General features: G+C 58.4%; 21 protein-coding genes and 1 pseudogene. All 22 read left to right on the top strand.

The annotated features are described in order from the left end of the window. Positions 1–37: 37 nt before the first annotated feature. The 22 genes and pseudogenes from alaS (at position 38) to coaBC (ending at position 24,921) form a co-directional block, all read left to right on the top strand. Complete coding sequence (alaS, locus tag Q4E11_RS00945) at positions 38–2,695, top strand: alanine--tRNA ligase (protein WP_303162811.1); 2,658 nt, start codon at positions 38–40, stop codon at positions 2,693–2,695. 18 nt (positions 2,696–2,713) lie between these two features. Next, a complete protein-coding gene (ruvX, locus tag Q4E11_RS00940; protein WP_303162810.1) occupies positions 2,714–3,214 on the top strand; it encodes a Holliday junction resolvase RuvX in 501 nt (166 codons plus the stop codon). A 221-nt stretch (positions 3,215–3,435) separates the two neighbouring features. Next, the gene (gene mltG / locus Q4E11_RS00935) at positions 3,436–4,662 is read left to right on the top strand and encodes an endolytic transglycosylase MltG (protein WP_303162808.1); all 1,227 of its coding nucleotides are present in this window, start codon (positions 3,436–3,438) and stop codon (positions 4,660–4,662) included. Positions 4,663–4,693: 31 nt separating this feature from the next. Continuing rightward, on the top strand, positions 4,694–5,509 hold the full coding sequence (locus Q4E11_RS00930; RefSeq protein ID WP_303162807.1) for a shikimate dehydrogenase: 816 nt from the start codon (positions 4,694–4,696) through the stop codon (positions 5,507–5,509). 41 nt (positions 5,510–5,550) lie between these two features. Further along, positions 5,551–6,111, top strand: coding sequence for a prepilin peptidase (locus Q4E11_RS00925; RefSeq protein WP_303162806.1), 561 nt, complete (start codon positions 5,551–5,553; stop codon positions 6,109–6,111). Between the two features lie 111 nt (positions 6,112–6,222). Then, the gene (aroC, locus tag Q4E11_RS00920) at positions 6,223–7,410 is read left to right on the top strand and encodes a chorismate synthase (RefSeq protein WP_303162805.1); all 1,188 of its coding nucleotides are present in this window, start codon (positions 6,223–6,225) and stop codon (positions 7,408–7,410) included. A gap of 38 nt (positions 7,411–7,448) precedes the next feature. Continuing rightward, entirely contained in the window at positions 7,449–7,973 is a 525-nt protein-coding gene (locus tag Q4E11_RS00915) for a shikimate kinase (protein WP_303162804.1), read from the top strand. A 70-nt stretch (positions 7,974–8,043) separates the two neighbouring features. Next, positions 8,044–9,153 carry a 3-dehydroquinate synthase gene (gene aroB / locus Q4E11_RS00910; protein ID WP_303162803.1) on the top strand — a complete coding sequence of 370 codons (1,110 nt, stop codon included), beginning with the start codon at positions 8,044–8,046 and terminating at the stop codon, positions 9,151–9,153. After that, complete coding sequence (gene aroQ / locus Q4E11_RS00905) at positions 9,150–9,626, top strand: type II 3-dehydroquinate dehydratase (protein WP_303162802.1); 477 nt, start codon at positions 9,150–9,152, stop codon at positions 9,624–9,626. The genes aroB and aroQ overlap by 4 nt, the downstream gene beginning before the upstream one ends. Continuing rightward, positions 9,623–10,783 carry a Xaa-Pro peptidase family protein gene (locus Q4E11_RS00900; protein WP_303162801.1) on the top strand — a complete coding sequence of 387 codons (1,161 nt, stop codon included), beginning with the start codon at positions 9,623–9,625 and terminating at the stop codon, positions 10,781–10,783. Before aroQ ends, Q4E11_RS00900 begins: the two co-directional genes overlap by 4 nt. 112 nt (positions 10,784–10,895) lie before the next feature. After that, positions 10,896–11,459 (top strand): elongation factor P, encoded by a 564-nt coding sequence (gene efp, locus Q4E11_RS00895; RefSeq protein ID WP_303162800.1) that lies wholly within the window; start codon positions 10,896–10,898, stop codon positions 11,457–11,459. A 54-nt stretch (positions 11,460–11,513) separates the two neighbouring features. Continuing rightward, positions 11,514–12,011, top strand: a pseudogene (nusB, locus tag Q4E11_RS00890) (transcription antitermination factor NusB); the annotation flags it as partial. A gap of 456 nt (positions 12,012–12,467) precedes the next feature. Continuing rightward, the gene (gene pyrR / locus Q4E11_RS00885; protein WP_303162799.1) at positions 12,468–13,037 is read left to right on the top strand and encodes a bifunctional pyr operon transcriptional regulator/uracil phosphoribosyltransferase PyrR; all 570 of its coding nucleotides are present in this window, start codon (positions 12,468–12,470) and stop codon (positions 13,035–13,037) included. Next, a complete protein-coding gene (locus Q4E11_RS00880) occupies positions 13,034–13,987 on the top strand; it encodes an aspartate carbamoyltransferase catalytic subunit (RefSeq protein WP_303162798.1) in 954 nt (317 codons plus the stop codon). Before pyrR ends, Q4E11_RS00880 begins: the two co-directional genes overlap by 4 nt. After that, positions 13,988–15,349: a dihydroorotase gene (locus tag Q4E11_RS00875; protein ID WP_303162797.1), complete on the top strand. Its 1,362-nt coding sequence runs from the start codon at positions 13,988–13,990 to the stop codon at positions 15,347–15,349. 5 nt (positions 15,350–15,354) lie between these two features. Next, positions 15,355–16,620, top strand: a complete 1,266-nt coding sequence (gene carA, locus Q4E11_RS00870) for a glutamine-hydrolyzing carbamoyl-phosphate synthase small subunit (RefSeq protein ID WP_303162796.1) — start codon at positions 15,355–15,357, stop codon at positions 16,618–16,620. Between the two features lie 24 nt (positions 16,621–16,644). Then, complete coding sequence (gene carB, locus Q4E11_RS00865) at positions 16,645–20,004, top strand: carbamoyl-phosphate synthase large subunit (RefSeq protein ID WP_303162795.1); 3,360 nt, start codon at positions 16,645–16,647, stop codon at positions 20,002–20,004. A gap of 1 nt (position 20,005) precedes the next feature. Continuing rightward, positions 20,006–20,875 (top strand): orotidine-5'-phosphate decarboxylase, encoded by an 870-nt coding sequence (gene pyrF, locus Q4E11_RS00860; RefSeq protein ID WP_303162793.1) that lies wholly within the window; start codon positions 20,006–20,008, stop codon positions 20,873–20,875. Between the two features lie 1,482 nt (positions 20,876–22,357). Then, positions 22,358–22,684, top strand: coding sequence for an integration host factor, actinobacterial type (gene mihF / locus Q4E11_RS00855; protein ID WP_016422714.1), 327 nt, complete (start codon positions 22,358–22,360; stop codon positions 22,682–22,684). Positions 22,685–22,689: 5 nt separating this feature from the next. After that, positions 22,690–23,262 carry a guanylate kinase gene (gmk, locus tag Q4E11_RS00850; RefSeq protein ID WP_303162789.1) on the top strand — a complete coding sequence of 191 codons (573 nt, stop codon included), beginning with the start codon at positions 22,690–22,692 and terminating at the stop codon, positions 23,260–23,262. 87 nt (positions 23,263–23,349) lie between these two features. Further along, positions 23,350–23,628, top strand: coding sequence for a DNA-directed RNA polymerase subunit omega (gene rpoZ / locus Q4E11_RS00845; RefSeq protein ID WP_303162788.1), 279 nt, complete (start codon positions 23,350–23,352; stop codon positions 23,626–23,628). Positions 23,629–23,652: 24 nt separating this feature from the next. Continuing rightward, positions 23,653–24,921: a bifunctional phosphopantothenoylcysteine decarboxylase/phosphopantothenate--cysteine ligase CoaBC gene (gene coaBC, locus Q4E11_RS00840; protein WP_303162786.1), complete on the top strand. Its 1,269-nt coding sequence runs from the start codon at positions 23,653–23,655 to the stop codon at positions 24,919–24,921. Positions 24,922–24,997 lie beyond the last annotated feature (76 nt).

Below are 24,997 nucleotides of genomic sequence, written 5' to 3'. Positions count from 1 at the left end.
CTCGGACGCTCGACGTGAAACGAGGAATTAGAACACCGTGCAGACTCATGAGATTCGAAATCGCTTTATCCAGCATTTCGTCAAGGCGGGACACACCGAGGTCCCCAGTGCCTCCCTGGTTTTGGATGATCCGAACCTGTTGTTCGTCAACGCCGGCATGGTGCCGTTCAAGCCATACTTCCTCGGCAACGAGACTCCGGAGTTTTCCACCGCTACGTCCATTCAGAAGTGCGTGCGCACCCTGGATATTGAGGAAGTCGGCATTACTACTCGCCACAACACCTTCTTCCAGATGGCGGGTAACTTCTCCTTCGGCGATTACTTCAAGGAAGGTGCCATTACCCACGCTTGGAGCCTGCTGACTAGCTCCGTGGAAGACGGCGGTTACGGTATCCCGGCCGAGAAACTGTGGGTGACCGTCTACCTCGACGACGATGAGGCTCACGATATTTGGCACAACAAGGTCGGGGTGCCGGAAGAGCGCATTCAGCGTCGTGGCATGGCCGACAATTACTGGTCCATGGGCGTTCCCGGTCCGTGCGGCCCGTGCTCGGAGATTTTCTACGACCGCGGCCCAGAATACGGTGCTGAGGGCGGCCCGGAGGCCGACGAGGATCGTTACATCGAGATTTGGAATCTCGTGTTCATGCAGAATGAGCGCGGCGAGGGTACGGGAAAGGACTCCTTTGAGATTCTGGGCCCGCTGCCGAAGAAGAACATCGATACCGGTATGGGCATTGAGCGCGTGGCATTCCTGCTGCAGGGAGTCGACAATGTCTACGAGACCGATCTGCTGCGTCCGGTTATCGACGAAGCGGAAAAGCTGACCGGTTCGAAGTACAACTCGAACCAGCAGGACGATATTCGCTTCCGCGTTATTGCTGACCACAGCCGTACTGGCCTGATGCTGATGCTCAACGGTGTCACCCCGTCGAACTCCGACCGCGGCTACATTCTGCGTCGTCTGCTCCGTCGCATTATCCGCTCGGCTCGCCTGCTGGGCGCCAAGGGCCCGGTTCTGGAGAAGCTGATCGGTGTCGCTGCCGAGACCATGACGCCGTCCTACCCGGAAATCGCTGAGAACTGGAACCGCATCCGCCGCGTTGCAGTTGCTGAGGAGAAGGCATTCACCAAGACTCTTTCCGCTGGTGAAGAGCTGTTCTCTCGGGCGGCTTCCAAGGCTAAGGCCGAGGGTAAGACTGTCCTGTCCGGTCACGATGCCTTCACCCTGCACGACACCCACGGCTTCCCAATCGACCTGACCATCGAGATGGCCGAGGAAGCGGGGCTAACCATCGACCGCGAGGAATTCGATCGCGAGATGGCAGAGCAGAAGGCCCGCGCTAAGGCCGATAGCCAGGCTAAGAAGCAGTCCCACACGGACCTGCACGTCTACCGCGAGTTCCTCGACGAGCATCCGACGTCGTTTACCGGCTATGACCGCTTGGCAGACGAAGCCACGATTCTCGGCATCGTTGCCGGTGGCGAAAAGCAGGCATTTGCTGCCGAGGGCGATGAGATTGAGGTCATTCTTGACCGCACTCCGCTCTACGCTGAGGCCGGCGGCCAGCTGGCTGACCGCGGACGTATCGTCACCGATTCCGGCGCTGTTGTCCACGTCAACGACGTGCAGAAGGTCGGCAAGAAGCTCTGGCTGCACAAGGGCATTGTCACCGCCGGTGAATTCACCCCAGGCGTCTCCGCTGAGGCGCTTGTGGATGAGCAGTGGCGCCATGGAGCTCGCCAGGCTCACACGGCAACGCACCTTATCCACGCAGCTCTGCGCCAGGTTCTCGGCGATACTGCAACCCAGGCTGGCTCTATGAATAAGCCGGGCTACCTGCGCTTTGACTTCAAGTATGGCGAGCAGCTCACACCTGATCAGCTGCGCCAGATTGAGCAGATCACAAACGAGGCCGTGGACAACGACTGGGCTGTCAACACCGCCGAAATGCCGTTGGAGGAAGCCAAGGCCACCGGTGCTATGGCTCTGTTCAACGAAAACTACGGCGATATTGTCCGCGTCGTTGAAATCGGTGGACCGTTCTCGATCGAGCTGTGCGGTGGTACTCACGTATCGCACTCTTCGCAGATTGGTCCGGTGGCAGTGCTTGGTGAGTCCTCCGTCGGCTCCGGTGTGCGCCGCATCGAGGCTTACTCGGGTATGGATTCCTTCCGCTACCTGTCCACTGAGCGACTGTTGGCCGAGCGCCTGGCCACTGAGTTCAAGGCTCCGTCGGCCGAGCTGCCAGATCGCATCGCAGCGCTGGCTGAAAAGCTCAAGGCTACCGAGAAGCAGCTGGCTGACTACAAGGCGAGCCAGCTGCTGGCCAACGCGGCATCTCACCTGGAGTCCGCACGCACGATTGGCGATGTCACTTACCTCGGCCTGAAGCTTCCCGACGGCACGGAGATGAAGGATATCCGCTCGCTGGCTAACGACCTGTCGAAGCGTCTTGCTGATCGTCCGAGCGTCATTGCGCTTATCTCCGACGCCGGTGCCAAGGTCCCGTTTGTGGTCTCGGTTTCCGAGCAGGCTGTTGACCGTGGCATCAAGGCTGGCGACCTGGTCAAGCTCATGGGCGCCAAGGTCGGCGGCAAGGGCGGCGGAAAGCCAGCTATGGCTCAGGGTTCCGGTTCGGACGCCTCCGGTATCGACGCAGCGCTGGCTGCAGTCGAAAACGAGTTGCAGTAAGTCACAGGAGCGGCAGCAATGGCGAAGCCTTGGATTGATATCCCCGGAATGGATGACCCCGGTCGGGGGAGAAGGCTCGGTATCGATGTCGGTGATGTCCGCGTCGGTGTGGCCGTGTCAGATCCCTATTGCATCCTGGCAACTCCGGTAGAAACAGTGGCGCGGGCTACAGGGCGCAAGGATCCTGACGGCCCGGACATTGATCGACTGGTGGAGTTGGCAACCGAATACGAGGTTGTTGAAATCGTCGTTGGCATGCCGCTCATGCTTGACGGATCTTTTGGGACGTCGGCTCGAAAAGCCACTGACGTTGGCTTTCGGCTCAAGCGGCGCTTGGGCGACGATGTCGTTGTGCACTACGCAGACGAGCGCATGACCACCGTTATGGCGCAGTCTCGTCTGCATGACGCAGGCATTGATGTGAAGTCCGGACGGAAGGTTATCGACCAAGCCGCTGCCGTCGAGATTTTGCAGTCGTGGCTTGATCGACGCAATAAGGCGCTTAAAGAACAGGGTTAGGTGAACACGCCAAAGTTACCAAAAGGTGACAATTGAGCCTGTTTTGCGCAATTATTAAGTGTGTAATGCCTAACTACGTCTAGCGCGTATGAGGGCTGCGGTTATGAGTAATGGTGAATTTGTTTCCGCTTTGTGGATTTCTGTGACAATCTCCACCGAAGTCTGCACGCAATAGTTCCGGGCTATTGTGCGGGGCACGTTCGCGTCCGAGGAGTTTATAGATGAGTAAAGACGCGCAGACTGCGCGCCGCACTGAGAGCAGCGGAACGAACCCCACCCGCGCTCGTGCTCGTAGCGGTGGTGCAAAGCCTAGAGTTCGTCACCGGCAAACGGCTTTGGCAATCAATGTCACCTCAATCGTGCTGTGCGTATTAATCGTCGCCGTTATCGGACTTGTCTGGAAACGAGGTGGCATCGTGGACGACTACGATGGCAACGCCATGGGACCGGTTACAGTCGTTGAGGTTGCTGATGGCACGTCACTGACGGATTTGTCGAACAAGCTCGTTGAGCGTGACGTGGTGAAATCTTCTCAGGCTTTCATCGAAGCCGCGAACGAAAATACTCATTCCAGCGAATTGCAGCCAGGTTTCTACCGCCTCCAGGAGCGCATGTCCGCCGATGATGCGGTGGCAGCACTTCTGGATGTCGAAAACCAGATTGGCACTGTGGACATCCCGACTGGTGCACGATTCGCCGACACCCGCATTGTCTCGTCCTCGGACGTCCGTAAGGGCATTTTTACGCTCGTTTCTGAGGCATCTTGCGTGGAAGACAATCAATGCGTTTCCAAGGCAGATTTGGAAAAGGCTGCCGGTGAAGCCGACCTGGATGCACTCGGTGTCCCGGAGTGGGCGCGGGCCGCAGTGTCGGCTCGTGGAAATGACCCGCGCCGCCTCGAGGGATTGATTACCCCTGGTATTCACCACCTGGACCCTCAGCTGTCGGCACAGGAAATGATTGCCAAGCTTGTCAAGGAATCCGTAAAGAACTACGAGGACACCGGTTTGGTCTCGTCGGCAGAGAGTGTCGGGCTGTCGCCGTATGAGCTCATCACCGCTGCATCCCTGATTCAGATGGAGTCTCCGGATGGCGACTTCGACAAGGTTGCCCGCGTAATCCTCAACCGCCTGGATGAGGATATGCAGCTGCAGTTCGACTCCACAGTCAACTACGATCTTCCGGATCAGGAGATTGCAACGACGGATGAAGATCGCGCCCGCGTGACCCCGTGGAACACCTACGCCAAGGAGGGCCTGCCGGATACGCCGATTGCCTCGCCTTCCATTGAGGCAATTAAGGCGATGGAGAACCCGGCTGACGGTACCTGGCTGTACTTCGTCACCGTGGATAAGGACGGCCGCACGGTATTTAGCACCACCTTCGAAGAACACGACCAGGCGATTGCCGAGTCGCGTGAAAACGGCGTGCTGGATTCCAACCGCTAGTCGCCACTGCCTGTAGCTGAGAGGGAAGCCAATGTCCATTACCCATCGCGCCGCTGTGCTCGGAGATCCAATCGAGCACTCCTACTCACCGGCAATTCATAACGCCGCCTACCGCGCGGCGGGGATGGACGATTGGCACTACGACCGCATTCGGTGCGACGCCGAAGCGCTTGCCGACGTAGTGGGTAACGCAGACTCCAGCTTCAAGGGGTTTTCGGTGACGATGCCCGGCAAGTTCGCAGCGCTGGACTTCGCGGATGAAGTCAGCGACCGAGCAACGCTTATTGGCTCAGCCAACACATTGGTTCGCACGGACTCCGGCTGGTTTGCCGACAACACCGATGGCGATGGTGTTTTGGGTGCATTGCGAGAGATTGACTGCGTGGATGCCCCGCGCGGTCGGGCCATAGTGGTGGGCGCTGGTGGTACGGCGCGGCCGGCTCTTTGGGCGCTGTCTCAGCTCGGTGTAAAGCATGTCACTGTGGTGGCCCGCTCTAAGCGCGCATACGACATTGAACCATTGGCTGCGGCTTTGGGGATGGAGTTTGCGTGGGTCACTTTTGATGCCCCAAATCTCGCGGACATTGCCGGCAACGCCGATGTACTGGTCTCTACCGTGCCCTCCGTCGCGATTGAATCAGTCGCCGGTTACCTGGCGCGCGCTCCGAAAATTCTGGATGTCATTTATGACCCATGGCCGACACCGCTTGTAAGTGCCGCCGAGCGCCGTGGCTCGCAGGTCGTCGGAGGCCTGTCGATGTTGCTCCATCAGGCAGTCGGACAGTTTGAACAATTCACCGGCCGCACTCCCGATGTCGAAGCCATGAGGGCAGCACTGCCATTGTAAAAACTGCTAACGGGTACAAAACCGGATAAAATGCCGGTTTTATGGGGTGGGGAATAGGCGCTCTACATATCGGCGCCGTTATTTGGGGCATACACGGCTGTTGGCTCGATTTCGCTTATCGACGGCTCCCCAATTGGTGGCTCGCATGCGGTGCAGCACTTCTCTTTATCGGCGCTTTCATTGGAGTTGTCGCTGTACCTGCCAATGCGGCTTACCCAACATCGGCGGGCATCGACACCGCATTGGTTATGGCCACTGTAATGCCTATGGCGTTGGGTAGTGTGCTGTGGTTTTCCATCTATTTTTTGCCGTTTATGTTATCGCCCACAGCAATTGGCGCTGGTGACGTAAAATTAGCTGCGCTGCTCGGCGGCGGAATTGGGCTTATTGTTGGTGCCCCAGCTGCGACCGCAATTTGGACATGTTGCGCAGTGGTGCTGGCGGCGGTTTTTACGCTCGTAGTGGCCGTCGCTAGTTCTTTGCTGGCCGGGCCAGGGGGCCGTCGTCAAGCGCGTATAGATGCGATGCGTCGAAAGACAATTGCGCACGGCCCGGCGATGATGGCATCGGTAGCGGTGGTGTGGGCAATTGCTGCCGGGTAGTTGTCAGCGGGCGCGGTGTGGCCGACAAGCTGCGAGAAATACGAGACATATTTATTGTTTGAGTGCCCCCTATTACACACTGAGGCAGGCAAACGTGACATTATGATATCTATGCTTCGTTGGACTACCGCCGGTGAATCTCACGGCAAAGCGCTGATTGCACTCGTTGAAGGCGCTCCCGCTGGGCTTCCCATCACTACAGAAGAAGTTTCACGTCACCTCGCGCGCCGTCGTCTGGGCTATGGCCGTGGCGCGCGAATGAAGTTTGAAGCTGATGAGGTCACCCTGCTGACCGGCATCCGACATGGTGAAACCCTGGGGTCGCCAATCGGAATCATGATTGGCAACACTGAGTGGCCAAAGTGGACTGAGGTCATGAGTCCGGATCCAGTTGATCCGGAAGCGTTGGAGACCGCCCGCGGTGCGACTCTGACGCGTCCGCGCCCGGGGCACGCTGACTTCAACGGTATGTGCAAGTACAACCACACCGATGCGCGCAATATTCTGGAACGCTCATCGGCGCGTGAGACCGCTGCTCGTGTGGCAGCTGCTGTGGTGGCTCGCTCGATCTTGCGCGAGACCCTTGGCGTGGAGGTTGTCAGCCACGTAGTTTCTATCGGCCGTTCGGAGCCCTACGAAGGCCCACTGCCGACTATCGATGACCTGGACGCCATCGATGCCTCTCCGGTACGGGCATTTTCCGCTGCGGCCGAAGAGTCCATGATCGAGGAAATCAAGACTGCAAAGAAGCAGGGCGATACCCTCGGCGGCATTGTTGAGGTCGTTGTCCACGGCCTGCCCGTTGGGTTGGGATCGCATATCTCCGGTGACGCTCGCCTGGATTCTCAGCTCGCCGCCGCGCTGATGGGCATTCAGTCGGTCAAGGGCGTCGAGATCGGGGATGGCTTTGAAGAGGCACGTCGTCGTGGCACCGAAGCCCATGACGAAATGGTGCGCACTGAAGATGGCGTGGACCGCGAGACCAACCGTGCAGGTGGTCTTGAAGGTGGTATGACCAATGCGCAGCCATTGGTTGTCCGTGCCGCGATGAAGCCGATATCGACGGTACCGCGTGCACTGAAGACCGTCGACATGGCAAGTGGTGAAGCCGCGACCGCTATCCACCAGCGTTCTGATGTTGTGGCAGTGCCTGCAGGTGCTGTTGTGGCTGAGGCCATGGTCGCACTTGTACTGGCGCGCGCCGTGATGGAGAAGTTCGGTGGCGATAGCCTCGAGGAAACAAAGCGTAACGTTGAGGGCTACCTGGAGCAGACCCGACGCCGCCTTACTTGGAACTAGCGTGACTGCTTAAAACGTAGAAGGGTAATACGAGGGGAATGTCTGTTCCAACAATTGTCCTGGTGGGACCTCCCGGAGCCGGAAAGTCGACCATTGCGCGTCGGCTGTCACGCGCACTGAGCACGGCTTTGACAGATACTGACGAAATGATTGAGCAACGCATGGGAAAACCCTGTGGTGAGGTTTTCTCTGAGCTCGGCGAGCCCGAGTTTCGTCGACTCGAGGAAGAAGTTGTGGCGGAAGCTCTGACACATGAGGGAATTGTTTCGCTCGGTGGCGGCGCCGTTATTTCCCCGGTGACCAGACAGCGTTTGGCTGAGCATAACGTGGTCTACCTGGAAATCAGTATTGCCGAGGGAGTCCGTCGCACATCAGGCAACAACACCCGTCCTGTTTTGCAGGCCGAAGACCCAGAGGCTCACTACCGCGCACTGTATGAGTCACGGCGCGCTTACTACGAAGAAGTAGCCAGCTTCAAGGTGCGCTCGGACGAGCGATCCCCACAACGCGTGGTAGCAGAAGTCCTAAGCTACCTCGATGAAGCGGGCGATGACGACGCTTAATCACTAATAACGCCTGCCTGTGCAGGCGTTTTATATTTTCATTACACGTAACTTACGACAGGGGCTGACAATGAACTCCACCCGCACTATCCGCGTTGACGGACCCTCGCCCTACACAGTGACCATGGGACACGGCCTGACCGAACAGATTGCAGAAGCGGCGACGTTTGCTTCGCAGGTTGCCGTGATTCATCAGGGCAGTGTCCAAGAGCTGGCTTTTGGCGTAATCAAGGCGCTAGAGGACAAGGGCTTGGATGCCTTTAGCATTCAGATTCCGGATGCCGAAGAGGGCAAGACACTTACCGTCGCCGAAACCGTCTGGGACACGTTCGGTGAGCGCGGCCTTGGCCGCCGCGACGCGGTTATTGCAATCGGAGGTGGCGCCGCCACGGACTTCGGTGGTTTTGTTGCCGCCACCTGGATGCGCGGTGTGAAGGTCATCCAGGTGCCAACCACCTTGCTTGGCATGGTCGATGCTGCCGTAGGCGGCAAGACTGGCATCAACACTGCGGCAGGCAAGAACCTGGTCGGCGCATTCCACGAGCCCACCGCAGTTTTCTGCGATCTCGACGTTCTGCGCACGCTGCCGAAAGCAGAACTCATTGCGGGTTCGGCCGAGATTATTAAGGCCGGCTTCATCGCCGACACCAAGATCTTGGACCTCTACGAGGCTAACCCGGCTGCATGCCTCGATGTTGATGGCGATCTGCCGGAACTGGTGGAGCGCGCTATCGCAGTCAAGGCGCGTGTTGTGGCAGAGGATCTCAAGGAGTCTGGCCTGCGCGAAATTCTCAATTACGGCCACACCTTTGGGCATGCCATTGAGCACTTTGAAAACTACCGCTGGCGCCATGGTCACGCAGTGGCCGTGGGCATGATTTTCGTCGCTGAACTGGCCAAGATCACCGGTCACATCGATCAGCCTCTGGTGGATCGTCACCGCGCAATTCTCGAGTCGATTGGTCTGCCAACCACCTATCAGGCAAACCGCTTCTCGGAGCTCTACGATGCCATGACAAGGGACAAGAAGAACCGTGAAGGTGCCATTCGATTCGTGATTTTGGAAGCACCCGGCAAGACCGCACGCTTGGAAGGCCCAGAGATTACTGAACTCGAGCAGGCCTACGACCTGGTCTGCAGCAATGGCCGCGAGGCATCAGAGGAGTCCGCACGCTCATGACCACTCTTCGCGCAGCTACAGAACCAACCTCAGTAGCACCCACCGTACTGGTGCTCAACGGTCCCAATCTCGACCGCCTGGGCAAGCGCCAGCCGGACATCTACGGCTCCACCACATTGGCGGATGTCGAGGCCGAGCTGGAATCTTTGGCAAAGAACCTCGGCGTTGTCGTCGACTGCCGCCAGTCCAACTATGAAGGTCAGTTGATCGAGTGGGTTCATGAGGCCGCTGATTACGGATGGCCAGTGATTATCAACCCAGGTGGCTTGACTCATACGTCGGTCGCACTCCGTGACGCTCTTGCGGAGGTCTCCGATGGAGCCGGTTTCCACGAGGTACACATCTCAAATATTCATGCCCGCGAAGAGTTCCGTCACCACTCCTACCTGTCACCACTGGCGGCCGGCGTTATCGTCGGTTGTGGAACTGATGGCTACACAATGGCACTGAGAAGGGTGAGCAGCACACTATGACAAATAACCCCACAACCGACTACGTCGCTCGTCGAGCAGCCCTGATTGACGCACTGCCGAAACACGGCTGCGACGGCTTCCTCACTGTCGATCCGACACATGTCGGCTGGTTGACTGGTTTCCACGGCTCCAATGCAGGTCTGCTGATTGCCGCCAACGGCAAGGCACTGCTGTCGACCGATGGTCGATACACCGTGCAAGCGGGCAAGCAGGCTCCGGATGTAGAGTTGCTCACCGCCCGCGACACCGGCACCGCGCTTCTCGGTCAAGCTCGCGGACTGGACATCGCCAAGTTGGGAATCGAGTCCGAATTCCTCACCATGTCGGCTTTCGACGCTCTCAACGACGCACGGCCGCAGTCTCTCGAGCTGGTCTCGACCGCTGGGGTCGTCGCCAAGCTTCGTGAGCTTAAGTCCGATGCCGAACTCGTCGCACTTCGTCACGTCGCTGACATCGCGGTCCGCGCGTTCGAGGACTTGCTTCACGACGGTATCGTCGTTGCTGGCCGTACTGAGCGTGAGGTGGCAGCGGAGCTGGAGTACCGCATGCGTATGCACGGGGCGGATCGTCCGAGCTTTGACACGATTGTGGCCTCGGGGCCGAATTCGGCGAAGCCGCATCACGGTGCGGAGGACCGCGTTATTGAGGCCGGGGATCTGGTCACTATCGACTTTGGTGCTTTCGCCGGTGGCTACAACTCGGATATGACCCGCACGCTGTTTGCGGCGGATGCAGAGACGGTGGCGGCTATCGACAAGATGGATGTGGCTGCTGGCATTATTGCTGGTGTGGAACAGGCGGAGGCAAAGTCGCGCGAGATTTACAACGTCGTGTTGGACGCGCAGTTGGCGGGTGTTGCTGCCGCTGTGCCTGGTGCGAAGTTGGTTGATGTCGATGCGGCTTGCCGAGACATCATTGAAAAGGCTGGCTATGGCGAGTACTTCGTGCACTCCACTGGACATGGTGTGGGCATCGAGGTTCATGAGGCGCCGTTTGCCGCTCGCACCGGTAAGGGGGAGCTCGTCGAAGGTATGACGTTGACCATTGAGCCGGGAATTTACGTTCCGGAATTCGGTGGCGTTCGTATCGAAGACACGCTCATCGTCACCGACGGCGAGCCGGAGATTATTACGGAATTGCCCAAGCCGCGGGCATAACACCAGTGTCAAAACCGCGTTGGCGGTGCGGCGTTTTATTTTTCATCTCGATGAAATACGGAGTATCGTGGTTTCGTCAGAGACGCTTTTTAACAATTTCAGGAGAGTTTAGTTGGCTACCACCGCAGATTTTAAGAACGGTCTAGTTATCAAGCACGACAACAAGCTTCAGCAGATCGTGGAGTTCCAGCACGTCAAGCCAGGTAAGGGTCCGGCATTCGTGCGTACCAAGCTGAAGGACGTTCTCACCGGCAAGGTTGTCGACAAGACTTTCAACGCTGGTGTCAAGATTGAGACGGCAAACGTTGACCGCCGTGACATGACGTACCTGTACCACGATGGCGAAGGCTACGTATTCATGGACGACAAGACCTACGACCAGATCTCCATTCTGGATGCTCAGATGCCAGAGGGCGCTAAGTTCCTGCTGCCGGAGACCACTTGCCAGGTTTCCTTCCACGAGGGCAACGTGCTCTTCGCTGAGATGCCGGTTTCCGTTGAGCTGAAGGTGGAGCACACCGATCCGGGTCTGCAGGGTGACCGTTCCACCGGTGGTACCAAGCCGGCAACGCTGGAAACTGGCGCTGAGATTCAGGTTCCGCTGTTCATTGAGACCGGTGATGTCCTGAAGGTCGACACCCGCAATGGCGCTTACCTGTCCCGCGTCAACCACTAATTACTAGGTCATTTCTTCCCACCACTTTTTGTTGAGAGCGATACACACACATCAATGACTGATAAGGATCACAATTCGGCCGACAACGCCAGCGCGCAGGAATCCAGCGGGCATCGCGAGCCGAACTATAAGCGTCACGGTGCACGCTACCGCGCGCGTCGTCGTGCTGTGGACCTGCTTTTTGAGGCCGAGCAGCGCGGTGTGGACGTCGTTGAGCTCCTCGACGAGCGACTGGAAATGGCTCGCAATCCTGAGCTCGACGTTAACCCCATTGCGGAATACACCGAGCAAATTGTGCGTGGTGTGGCAGCCGAGATTATTGGCATTGACTCCACGATTAAGTCGTACCTGACGGAGGAGTGGCCGTTGCGCCGCATTCCGGCAGTTGATCGCGCTATTTTGCGTCTGTCCACCTGGGAGCTGTTCTACAACTCTGAGGTTCCGCCGCGCGTCGCTGTGGTGGAGGGAGTCGAGCTGGCTTCGGAGTACTCCACTGATGTAGCAGCGCCGTACATCAACGCGGTGCTCGATGCCGAGGCCAAGATTGCCGACCAGGCTCGTCTGGCAGCTTCCGCCGTCAGCGTTTCCAGTGGTGAATCGCAGTTCAGCCAAGCTATTGAAGAGCAGGCTGAGGCCAACAGGGAAGCTGACAGGGCGCTTACTGACTCCGATGCGACAGCCCAGATTACCGGCCTGGATATGAGCGAAATCGCCAAGCTTGTGGCAGCCGATGTGGCTAGCAGTGAGACTGCGTCGGCCAAGGAAGACTGAGGCTTAAACGCTATAGCCGACTGTCGGCAGCCAGGCGTTGGTGCGCACGCACTGAAAACTCATTGAGTAGGAAACTCCAAGACCTTTTCGGGGGTCTTGGAGTTTCGCTGTATTTAAAGCAACAGTGCTATTCTGGTTCCGGAAGTTTGTACATGCGTGCAGGCTGAAATAAGTGAATACACACATATCAAGACATCCTTTAACGGACCGCACTGAGAGGCGGGGAAGGAGGTCACGATGAGCGAAGGCACGACGCAAACCACTGAACTGCTCAATGCAGATGAAGTTTCGCGTACCATCGCGCGCATCGCGCACCAAATTATTGAAAAGACTGCGCTGGATAGCCCGAAGGCTGGACGCGTAGTTCTGCTCGGCATTCCCTCTGGTGGCGTACCGCTGGCAGAAAAGCTGGCAGATTTGATTGAGCAGTTCTCCGGCATTCGCCCTGAGACTGGCTCGCTGGACATCACCCTTTACCGCGATGACCTGCGCAAGGGCCCGCACCGCGCCCTGCAGCCAACCAACATTCCCAATGATGGAATCGATGGCACTACCGTCGTCCTGGTTGATGACGTTCTCTTTTCCGGCCGTACCATTCGCGCCGCACTCGATGCCATTAGCGACATTGGTCGCCCGCGCATCATTCAACTAGCTGTCCTTGTTGACCGCGGTCACCGGCAGCTGCCAATTCGCGCCGATTATGTCGGTAAGAATTTGCCCACTTCACGCGATGAGGACGTTGACGTGCTTGTAGAGGCACTCGATGGCCGTGACGCAGTTATTCTCACTCGGTCGGAGGACAAGTGAAGCATCTAATTAGCATTGCGGATCTGACCAAGGATGAAATCATCGGCCTGATGGATGAGGCCGATCGCTTCAAGGAAGTCATCCGTGGTCGGGAAATTAAGAAGCTGCCGACGCTCCGCGGTCGCACCATCTACAACCTGTTTTATGAGAACTCCACTCGTACCCGCTCGTCCTTTGAGACGGCTGGTAAGTGGATGAGCGCCGATGTCATCAATATTTCGGCTTCTTCGTCGTCGGTGAAGAAGGGCGAGAGCTTAAAGGACACCGCGCTGACTCTGGATGCAATCGGCGGCGATGCCATCGTCGTCAGGCACCCATCGTCTGGTGCCGCACAGCTGATTGCAAAGTGGACCGGCGAGTTCGGAAATGGTCCGTCAATCATTAACGCTGGTGACGGCAAGCACCAGCACCCGACGCAGGCACTGCTCGATGCGGTCACACTGCGTCAGCGCCTCGGCGGAATCGAAGGGCGCAAGGTCGTCATCGTCGGCGATATTTTGCACTCGCGTGTGGCACGCTCGAATGCTGACCTGCTGAGCAAGCTCGGCGCTGAGGTTGTCTTTGTCGCGCCGCCGACGCTGCTGCCGTTTGGTGTTGAGACTTGGCCGGTGCGCGTCGCACACCGCATGGAGCCGGAAATTGTCGACGCTGACGCAGTGATGATGCTGCGCGTTCAGCAGGAGCGCATGCACGGCGGATTCTTCCCGTCGCACCGGGAGTACGCTGCTCGATACGGTCTGTCGAAGGACCGCGAGAAGATGCTTCGCGACGATTGCATCGTGATGCACCCAGGTCCGATGCTCCGTGGCATGGAAATTAATGACGCCGTCGCTGACCTGCCTCGCACCGCAGTGCTGCAGCAGGTTGCCAATGGTGTTCACGTTCGGATGGCAGTGCTCTTTACGCTGCTGACTGCTGGTGTTTCCGCCAACTTGGAAGGACAGGCATAAATGTCGAATCACAATGAGTATGACGAAGCCTCGTACCCAGAGGTCGGCCCACTGGCAGCGTCCGCACGTGGTCAGCTGCTGCTCAAGGGCGTGCGCCCCTACGGCGAGGGCGAAGATGTAGACGTCCTGATTGAAGATGGCGTTATCGCTGAGATTGGCGAGAACCTCACGGCCAAGGATGGGGCAGAGGTCCTGGAGTTCGACTCGCTGGTGCTGCTGCCAGGTCTGGTCGACATTCACGTGCACTTGCGTGAGCCGGGCCGCGAGGACACCGAAACGCTGGCTACCGGTTCTGCCGCTGCCGCCCGCGGTGGCTTCACCGCTGTATTCACCATGGCCAACACCGCACCGGTGACTGATGCCCCATCGATTGCTGAATCGGTCTGGCTGAAGGGCCAGGCTCTGAACCTGTGCGATATTCACCCAGTTGGCTCCATTACTAAGGGCTTGAAGGGCGAAACCCTGACTGAGTTTGGCATGATGGCTGACTCTCAGGCGAAGGTCCGTCTGTTCTCCGACGACGGCAAATGCGTGGATAATCCGCTGATTATGCGCCGCGCTATTGAGTACGCCCGCGGTGAAGACGTACTGCTGGCTCAGCACTGCGAAGATCCGCGCCTGACCTCTGACTCCTCCGCTCACGAAGGTCCAAATGCCGCACGCCTGGGGCTCACCGGATGGCCACGCGTTGCTGAGGAATCCATCGTTGCTCGCGATGCCATCATGGCCCGCGACTACGGCGGACGTATGCACATCTGCCACGCATCCACCGAGGGCACCGTCCAGCTGGTTAAGTGGGCCAAGGAACACGATATTCCGCTGACCGCCGAGGTCACCCCGCACCACCTGATTCTCACCGATGATCTGTTGGAAACTTACGACGGCGTCTACCGCGTCAACCCACCGCTGCGTGAACAGCGTGACACCCTGGCTCTTCGCCAGGCTCTGATTGACGGCACCATTGACTGCGTCGCCACTGACCACGCACCGCATGGCTCGGAAGAAAAGTGCTGCGAGTTCGAGCATGCCAAGCCGGGCATGCTGGGGTTGGAGACCTCGCTGCCGATTATCGCCGAGCAGTTCGTTCTCTCCGGTGACTGCGATTGGCGCTGGCTGGCCAAGGTTATGAGTGAGCGTCCGGCACAGATTGTGAAGCTGCCAGGCCACGGTCGCCCGATTGCAGTGGGCGAGCCGGCAAACCTCACTGTCGTTGACCCCGGTAAGAAGTGGACCGTTCACGGCGAGGACTTGGCTTCCAAGTCCGAGAACACTCCGTATGAGGATATGGAGATGGCCGTCTCTGTGGCAGCTACCGTGCTGCGCGGCAAAGTGACCGCACTCAACGGAGAGGTCGCTGGATAATATTCATGTCAACGCATAAAGATTCACATGCGTCCCGTATGATTGATGTAAATTCCTCGCACGCTTCGCAACTGAAAGGCAATAACGTGAGCAACGAATCGCAGGTCACGGCCGCTACGGCAGCCGTGCTGGTTCTGGCAGATGGCCGAGTGTTCCGTGGACGCGGTTTTGGCGCCACCGGCACGACCCTGGGTGAGGCTGTTTTCACCACCGCCATGACCGGCTACCAGGAGACCCTGACGGACCCGTCCTACCACCGTCAGCTGATTGTGGCCACGGCGCCGCAGATTGGTAACACAGGTTGGAACGATGAGGACTATGAGTCCCGCGGCGACAAGATTTGGGCAGCTGGCTTTATTATTCGCGACCTGTCTCGCATTCCGTCCAACTGGCGCTCCAAGCGCAGCCTGGAAGATGAGCTGAAGGCTCAGGGCATCGTCGGTATCCGTCAGATTGATACTCGTACGCTGGTTCGCCATCTGCGCGATAACGGCTCGATTGCCGCAGGCATCTTCTCGGGCGAGGACGCGCAGCAGCCCGTCGATAAGCTGCTGGAAATTGTTCGCGCACAGCCTGCGATGAAGGGCGCGGACCTGGCTCGCGAGGTCAGCACTGATGAGGCCTACGTGGTAGAGGCGCAGGGGGAGAAGAAGGCACGCGTTGTCGCCTATGACCTCGGTATTAAGTCCAATACCCCGCGTGAGCTGGCTAAGCGTGGCATGGAAGTGGTAGTCGTGCCGGCTAACACTCCGTACGAGGAAGTTAAGAAGGAATACCAGCCGGACGGCGTGTTCATGTCCAACGGTCCGGGTGACCCGGCAACCGCTGATGAGATGGTTGCAGTGGCAAAGGCCGCACTCGATGACGGTATGCCACTGTTCGGTATCTGCTTCGGTAACCAGATTCTGGGCCGCGCTTTCGGCATGGACACCTACAAGCTGGTCTTCGGTCACCGCGGCGTCAACGTTCCAGTCAAGGACCACCGAACCGGCCGCATTTTCATCACCGCTCAGAACCACGGCTTCGCGCTGTCCGGCAAGGTCGGCGAGAGCATCGATACGCCATGGGGCGAGGCAGAGGTTACGCACACCTGCCTTAATGACGATGTCGTGGAGGGCGTGGCACTGAAGAACGGCATGGCCTTCTCTGTGCAGTACCACCCGGAGTCCGCTGCTGGCCCGCACGATGCGCACTCTCTCTTCGATGACTTCCTGGAGCTGATCCAGAAGGTCGATATCAACAAGTCCGCAACCGAGAACTCGAACAAGTAGGAAAGGGCTAAGGGACCTAACACCATGCCACGTCGTACAGACATCAACCACGTACTGGTCATCGGCTCCGGCCCGATTGTTATCGGTCAGGCCTGCGAGTTCGACTACTCCGGCACTCAGGCGTGCCGCGTGCTGCGCGAGGAGGGCCTGCGCGTCACGCTGGTCAACTCCAACCCGGCAACGATTATGACCGATCCGGAGTTCGCGGATTCGACCTACATCGAGCCGATTGAAACCAAGTACATCGAGAAGATCCTGGCCAAGGAAGCTGCAGAGGGCAACCCGATTGACGCTGTCCTGGCAACCCTCGGTGGTCAGACCGCACTGAACGCGGCCATTAAGCTGGATCGCGAAGGCATCCTGGAAAAGTACAACGTCGAGCTGATTGGTGCCGATATCCCGGCTATTCAGCGCGGCGAGGATCGCCAGAAGTTCAAGGACATCGTGGCCAAGATTGGTGGCGAGTCCGCTCGCTCCCGCGTCTGCCACAACATGGATGAAGTCCACGAGACCGTTGCTGAGCTGGGCTTGCCGGTCGTTGTCCGACCGTCATTCACCATGGGCGGCCTGGGCTCCGGCCTGGCCTTCAACCAGGAGGACCTCGACCGCATTGCAGGCGGCGGCCTGGCAGCATCGCCAGAGGCCAATGTTCTGATTGAGGAGTCCATCCTCGGCTGGAAGGAGTTTGAGCTCGAGCTCATGCGCGATGGCGATGACAATGTCGTCGTTGTCTGCTCCATTGAAAACGTTGACGCCCTTGGCGTTCACACCGGTGACTCGGTCACCGTCGCACCGTCGATGACTCTGACGGACCGCGAGTACCAGACCATGCGTGACCAGGGCATCGCCATTCTGCGTGAGGTCGGCGTCGACACCGGCGGCTGCAACATTCAGTTCGCCATCAACCCGGATGACGGCCGCATCATCACCATCGAGATGAACCCGCGCGTGTCTCGCTCCTCCGCTCTGGCCTCCAAGGCAACTGGCTTCCCAATCGCGAAGATCGCTGCCAAGCTGGCTATCGGCTACACGCTGGATGAGATCACCAACGACATCACCGGTGAGACCCCAGCCGCATTCGAGCCGGTTCAGGACTACGTCATTGTCAAGGCTCCGCGCTTTGCCTTTGAGAAGTTCCCGGGCGCTGATGACACCCTGACCACCACCATGAAGTCGGTCGGTGAGGCCATGGCTATCGGCCGTAACTACATCGGTGCCCTCGGCAAGGTCATGCGTTCTTTGGAAAACAAGCCGGCCGGTTTTTGGACTGTTCCGGATGAGGTTTTCGCTGGCGAGCGTGCGGGCGATGTCAACGCTGTCCTCGAGGATTTGAAGCGCCCGACCGAAGGCCGCATCTACGATGTTGAGCTGGCTCAGCGCCTGGGTGCTTCCATTGAGCAGATCCACGAGGCCTCCGGCCTGGATCCGTGGTTCATCGCCGAGATGGAAAACCTGCAGGATATCCGCAAGGCGCTTATCGACGCTCCGGTGCTGACCGCTGATTTGCTGCGTGAGGCCAAGTACTGGGGTCTGTCCGACCGTCAGATTGCCGCGCTGCGTCCTGAGCTGGCTGGCGAAGATGGCGTTCGAGAACTGCGCTGGCGCCTGAATATCCACCCGGTATTCAAGACCGTTGATACGTGCTCGGCTGAGTTCGAGGCCAAGACCCCGTACCACTACTCGGCATACGAGCTCGACCCGGCTGCTGAGTCCGAGGTTGCCCCGCAGACCGAGAAGGAAAAGGTCATCATCCTGGGCTCCGGCCCGAACCGTATCGGTCAGGGTATTGAGTTTGACTACTCCTGTGTCCATGCTGCTCTGGAGCTGTCCCGCGTTGGTTACGAGACCGTCATGGTCAACTGCAACCCGGAGACTGTCTCCACTGACTACGACACCGCAGATCGCCTCTACTTTGAACCGCTGACTTTCGAGGATGTCCTGGAGGTCTACCACGCTGAGAGCCAGTCCGGCACGGTCGCCGGTGTCATCGTCCAGCTCGGTGGCCAGACTCCGCTGGGCCTGGCTGAGCGCCTGCAGGCTGCCGGTGTGCCGATTGTCGGCACCAGCCCAGAGGCAATTGACCTGGCCGAGGACCGTGGTGAGTTCGGCAAGGTTCTGGCTGCAGCTAACCTCCCAGCACCGGAGTTCGGCACTGCTACCTCCTTCGAGGAGGCTCGCAAGGTTGCGGCTGAAATCGGTTACCCAGTCCTGGTTCGTCCGTCCTACGTCCTCGGTGGCCGCGGCATGGAAATCGTCTACGACGAGGCCACTTTGGAAGACTACATCAACCGCGCTACCGAGCTTTCCAATGAGCACCCAGTGCTGGTTGACCGCTTCCTCGACAGCGCCATCGAAATCGACGTCGATGCACTGTGCGACGGGGAAGAGGTCTACCTCGGCGGCGTTATGGAGCACATTGAGGAAGCCGGTATCCACTCCGGTGACTCCGCGTGTGCACTGCCTCCAATGACTCTGTCCAGCGGAATCATCGACAAGGTCCGCGAGTCCACCAAGGCACTGGCACACGGCATCGGGGTAAAGGGCCTGATGAACGTTCAGTATGCACTGAAGGATGAGACCCTCTACGTCATCGAGGCCAACCCACGCGCATCCCGCACGGTGCCGTTTGTCTCCAAGGCAACCTCTGTCCAGCTGTCCAAGGCTGCTTCTCGCATCATGATGGGCGCTACCATCGCGGAGCTGCGCGAAGAGGGCATGATTCCGTCCAACTTCGACGGTGGTTCGCTGCCGGCCGACGCTCCGATTGCGGTCAAGGAGGCAGTCCTGCCGTTCAACCGCTTCCGCGACTTCGAGGGCCGTGCTCTCGACAGCCTGCTGAGCCCGGAGATGAAGTCCACCGGCGAGGTCATGGGCCTGGCCGACAACTTCGGTGCCGCATTCGCCAAGGGCGAGCTGGCCGGCTTCGGTGAGCTTCCGACCGAGGGCACTGTGTTCGTCTCCCTGGCAAACCGCGACAAGCGCACCCTGGTCTTCCCGATTCTCTCACTGGCCGGCATGGGCTTCCGCATCCTGGCCACGGAAGGAACTGCAGGAATGCTGCGCCGCAACGGTGTCGAGTGTGAAGTCGTCGCTAAACGCACGACTGACGCAGAGGCACCGGCAGAGGGCCGCGACATCGTCGACATGATCCGCGATGGCGAGGTTGACATCATCATCAATACTCCGTCCGGTTCCGCGGGCGCTCGCTCTGACGGATACGAGATTCGTGCTGCAGCTGTCAGCCAGGGAGTCACCTGCGTGACCACCGCGCAAGGTGCCGTCGCCGCCCTGCAGGGTATCTTGGCGCTGCGCAACGGCGAAATGAGTGTCAAGGCCCTCCAGGAGTTGCACCCGGCAGAGCTCGCTGCTCAGGAACAGGCCTAATATGACCGCACAGGCTGGAGATTCCACAGTGAATACAGTCAAGGGCTTCGGCGACCGCCTTAGTGAGGTTGTCGCCGAGCGCGGTCGGCTCTGCGTGGGCATCGACCCGCATCCGGGGTTGCTGGATGCGTGGGGTCTGCCACACTCCACTGAGGGCTTGGAGCGCTTTGCTGCCACGTGTGTCGAGGCGTTTGGCGACCTTGTGTCCGTCGTCAAGCCTCAGGTGGCGTTTTTTGAGGCCTACGGTGCCAAGGGCTTTGCGGTCCTGGAGCGCACGTTGCGGGATCTCAAGGATGCCGGTGCGCTATCGATTGCCGATGCCAAGCGTGGCGATATCGGTTCGACTATGGCAGCGTACGCCGACGCGTGGCTGTCGGATGGCTCGCCGCTTGCGGCGGATGCTCTGACGGTGTCTCCGTACCTCGGCTTCGGGGCACTGGATCCGGCTGTGTCGCTGGCGCTGGAAAATGGCCGTGGCCTATTTGTACTGGCCGCGACGTCGAATCCTGAGGGTGCGTCGGTGCAGAAGGCAAGTGTTGCAGGCACGACTCTCGCGCAGACGATGGTCGATCAAGCAGCAGAAATTAATGCCCGCCAAATTGAGGCTGGCGCAAGCGCTGGCAGTATCGGCGTAGTCGTCGGCGCCACGCTTGACGACGCACCGGAGCTCGGTGGCCTCCGCGGCCCTATCCTGATGCCCGGTTTAGGCGCTCAAGGAGGCACTCCGGCCGATGTGGAACGTCTGGCAGGGGAGTCGTCAGCCCTGGCGCTGCCGAATATCTCTCGTGCCATTTTGAAGGCCGGTCCGGATGTGTCGGCGTTGCGTGAGGCGACTCTAGCGGCTGCCGCTCCGTTTCGCGCAGATCCCTAACCACGTTTGATCTAGCAGTAAGAAGCCCACAGGGCGCGCTTAGTTAGCTGGTGCACCCGTGGGCTTTTGGCGTATCTAGAGGCAGTGGTTTTCCGAAACTGTGCAGCAGGACAAGATTAGATAGGAGCTAGCTAACGCCTTGGCACATGCAAAAGTAATTAATAGGAATATTTTGCATAACTCCTACTCTTTGTGTAGCAGCATGCTATACGTACAGTGCGGGTTCATGACCACACATGTTATCCGTTTGGGTAGGAGCTTGAAATGTTTCAAAATTTTAAAAAGCGATAGGCGCCTTAGTAGTTGGAATCCTAGGGATTTTTACTCCAGCAGTCGCTAGCGCAGAGAGTCGTGTGTTTTACGAAAGGGATAAGTTCGCAACTGAACACGAGATATCTGCTGCAATTGATCGATTCGTTGCATACAACGGAAAAGCAAAATTGTTCGATGCCAAGGCTGCTGCACTTGCGAGGGTTGAGAAAGACATTATTGATGTTGGATTGGTCTACAACGAAATGGTGATAGGCGAATCTGAAGCTGACTATTCTCAAACTCGAGTCGCTAATCCCTTAAATAGATGGCGGTATTGTGGCAAGAACAATTCGGGTCCTGGTGCCCCCGTAAATTCAGCAGACGAGGCATGTAAGCGGCACGACAACTGCCTGGCTGCGGGTACTGCAGTCTGCTGGTGTGATACACAGTTTGTTTACGACCTACGCCGCATCCGAAACCAGTATTCCGGCGCGGATCGTGTTTATATTGAGGCAGCAATTCAGGCCGTGCCGCGATATCACGGTTGCCAAATTCCTGCGTGACGGGCGAGGCATCTACCACTGTTTTTAATGCAGGAAAGGAACTGTAGATATGGTTAAACATAAAGTACCTCAGCCCGCAGAGTGGATTGCTTGGATGGCCGCCGGGATTGGGTGGCTATGTTCAGTTTTGATCTGGGCCTCAGGTAGTCCTGAACAGCGGCTATTGAGCATTGTAGCGACAGTATTGGTGGCTGCATCGGTGATCACAATCACCATTATTGCCATTCTAAGACGCAGCTCCGCTCTAGGTGTACTTGCGTTCATCACTTTGTTAGCACCGTTACTTGTTCTTCTTGCATCGTTTGCGACCTGGTAACGCGAAGCGGCGTGCGTTCAGCGCTCGCTGCTTTCCGGCGGCGGTATCGCGGTAGGCAATCCGCCTAGCTGTCGAGGCTGCCGCCTTTTGTGTAAAAACCGTGGTCAATTTCCAATCTCCTGGGCAAACGGTGCTACAATCGCCGGAGTTGGTTGGCCATGACCGAAAAGATGGGACGTAAATATCCCAGGTGTGATTTTTATCGACACCCCGGCAGCATTTGCAGCTAAACGCAGTAAATGCGGTACGGTCACCAATCGTTGAGCACAGTGTCGTCGCCTGTCTTTGGTGGGTGCGGGGCTCGTGCAACTGAAACAAGAAACTAAACAATCTATTTTTACGGAGGAACACGTGGCCCTTCCGCAGTTGACCCCGGAGCAGCGTGCAGCAGCACTCGAGAAGGCAGCTCAGGCCCGCAAGGTGCGCGCAGAGCTCAAGGACAAGCTGAAGCGTGGCGCTATCGACCTGCCAGAGGTGCTCAAGCAGGCTGACGAGAATGAGATCATCGGCAAGATGAAGGTCTCCGCTCTGCTCGAGGCTCTGCCGAAGGTCGGCAAGGTCAAGGCACAGGACATCATGAATGACCTGGAGATTGCTCAGACCCGCCGTCTGCGTGGCCTGGGTGACCGTCAGCGTCGTGCTCTGCTGGAGCGTTTCGGCTACGCAGTGGAGGACTAGTTGCCGTGACCGGGAATGAAGATGCTCAGTTGGTAGTCCTCGCCGGCCCCGCCGGTGTTGGTAAGTCCACTGTTGTGAGTCGGCTGCGCGCCGAAGTTCCCGGCCTGTACTTCAGCGTTTCCATGACCACTCGGGCCGCACGGCCCGGTGAGGTCGATGGTCGCGACTACTTCTTCGTCACTCCGGAGAAGTTCCAAGAGCATATTGATGCCGGCGAGATGCTCGAATGGGCTGATATCCACGGTGGTCTGCAGCGTTCTGGTACGCCGCGTGGCCCCGTGGAGAAGGCCCTCGCCGAAGGGCGTCCGGTTCTCGTAGAGGTGGACCTGGCAGGTGCCCGTTCCATCCGCAAGGTAGCTCCGAACGCTCATCTGCTGTTTTTGGCTCCGCCAAGCTGGGAAATCCTCGTCGATAGGCTCACTGGTCGTGGCACGGAAACCGAGGCACAAGTCAAGCGTCGCCTTGAAACGGCGCGAGTTGAAATGGATGCACAGCACGAATTCGACGAGGTTGTTATCAATGACAACGTCGATGAGGCTGCGGCTGCCATCGCTCGAGCGCTGACTGCTGGTAAATAGCACAGCGATTGCGCAATATGGATGGTGAGGCGTGGTTACGTCGCGCCATCTTTTACTAACCCACGTTTTATTGAGGAAAGATTTCTCGTGACCCAGGAAAATACCGCCACTGAGGCAGTGTTCGATCCGCCAGTTGGTATCACCAACCCGCCGATTGATGAGCTGCTGACGAAGGCTTCATCGAAGTACGCTCTGGCGATCTTCGCTGCGAAGCGTGCCCGTCAGATTAACGACTACTACCAGCAGGTTGACGAAGGCATGCTGGAGTACGTTGGCCCGCTGGTAACCCCGGGGGTCGCGGAGAAGCCTTTGTCCATCGCCCTGCGTGAGATTAACGCTGGTCTGCTTGACCACACTGAGGGCTAAAACATTTCCTTAAAGGAGATTTTTATGCATGCCGCTGGCAATGCTGACGTATCCGAATCTTTAAAGGTTGTCGTCGGGGTTGCCGGCGGCATTGCTGCATATAAGGCCGCACACGTCATTCGCGGCTTCAAGGAACTCGGTCACGACGTGCGCGTTGTTCCGACCGAATCCGCACTGAACTTTGTTGGGGCCGCAACGTTTGAGGCGCTGTCGGGCAATCCAGTTTCCACGACAGTCTTCGACGCCGTCGATGAGGTTCAGCACGTCCGTGTCGGTCAGGAAGCCGATTTGGTCGTCGTCGTTCCGGCGACTGCGGATTTCATGGCGCGCGCAGCACACGGGCGTGCCGACGATCTGCTCACCGCAACGCTGCTCGTGGCCACCTGCCCGGTTGTGCTGGCACCTGCCATGCACACGGAGATGTGGAATCATCCGGCTACCCGCGATAATGTCGCGACCCTGCGTCGCCACGGCACCATTGTGCTCGATCCGGCACATGGCCGTCTCACTGGCAAGGACAGTGGCCCCGGTCGTCTGCCGGAGCCGGAGCAGATTGTGGCGTTGGCACTGGCTGCAGTGGAAAACCCAAACCATTTCCGCCGTGATCTGGAGGGAACGCGAGTGATGATTACCGCCGGCGGTACTCGCGAGGCCATCGATCCGGTGCGCTTTATCGGCAACCATTCTTCCGGTCGCCAGGGCTTCGCGCTCGCCGAAATGGCTGCTCAGCGCGGTGCCGAAGTCACCTTGATTGCCGGGCATACCGATCAGCTACCGACACCACTGGGCGCAACCGTCGTCGATATTGACTCCGCCCTGGATTTGGCCGACGCTGTGGCAGAGCACGCCACGACAGCGGATGTGTGTATCTTCGCGGCTGCCGTGGCTGATTTCCGTCCTTCTTCCACAGCGGAATCGAAGATGAAAAAGGGCGTGGCCGACGACGCACTGAGCCGAATTGAGCTGGTGGAGAATCCAGATATTTTGGCTACTACTGTTGAGCGTCGGAAAGCAGGCGAAATTGATGCGGAGACGACAATGGTCGGCTTTGCTGCGGAGACCGGTGATACGGACGCCACGCCACTGGAGCTGGCTAAGCAGAAGATTGTGCGTAAGGGCTGTGACCTGCTGATGTGCAACGATGTCTCAGGTGGCCAGACATTTGGTTCAAAGGACAATGTCGGCTGGTTGCTGTCTGCAGATGGGAAGCAGTGGGATGTTCCGCGGGGGTCGAAGTTCTCGGTTGCAGGTTCGATTCTCGATGCCGTCGTAAAGCTGCGGGAAATGAACTAGTCGGCGTGGCTCGATGGCCAAAAATGGGGGTCGGCTGTCAGCCAAACTGAACCGCTTGGTCTATACTCATTTAGAC

The organism is Corynebacterium sp. (assembly GCF_030532195.1).
In the GTDB taxonomy this organism is placed as follows: domain Bacteria; phylum Actinomycetota; class Actinomycetes; order Mycobacteriales; family Mycobacteriaceae; genus Corynebacterium.
The sequence above is the reverse complement of the archived record's forward strand: the minus strand, read 5'-3'. Positions and strand labels throughout refer to the sequence as shown.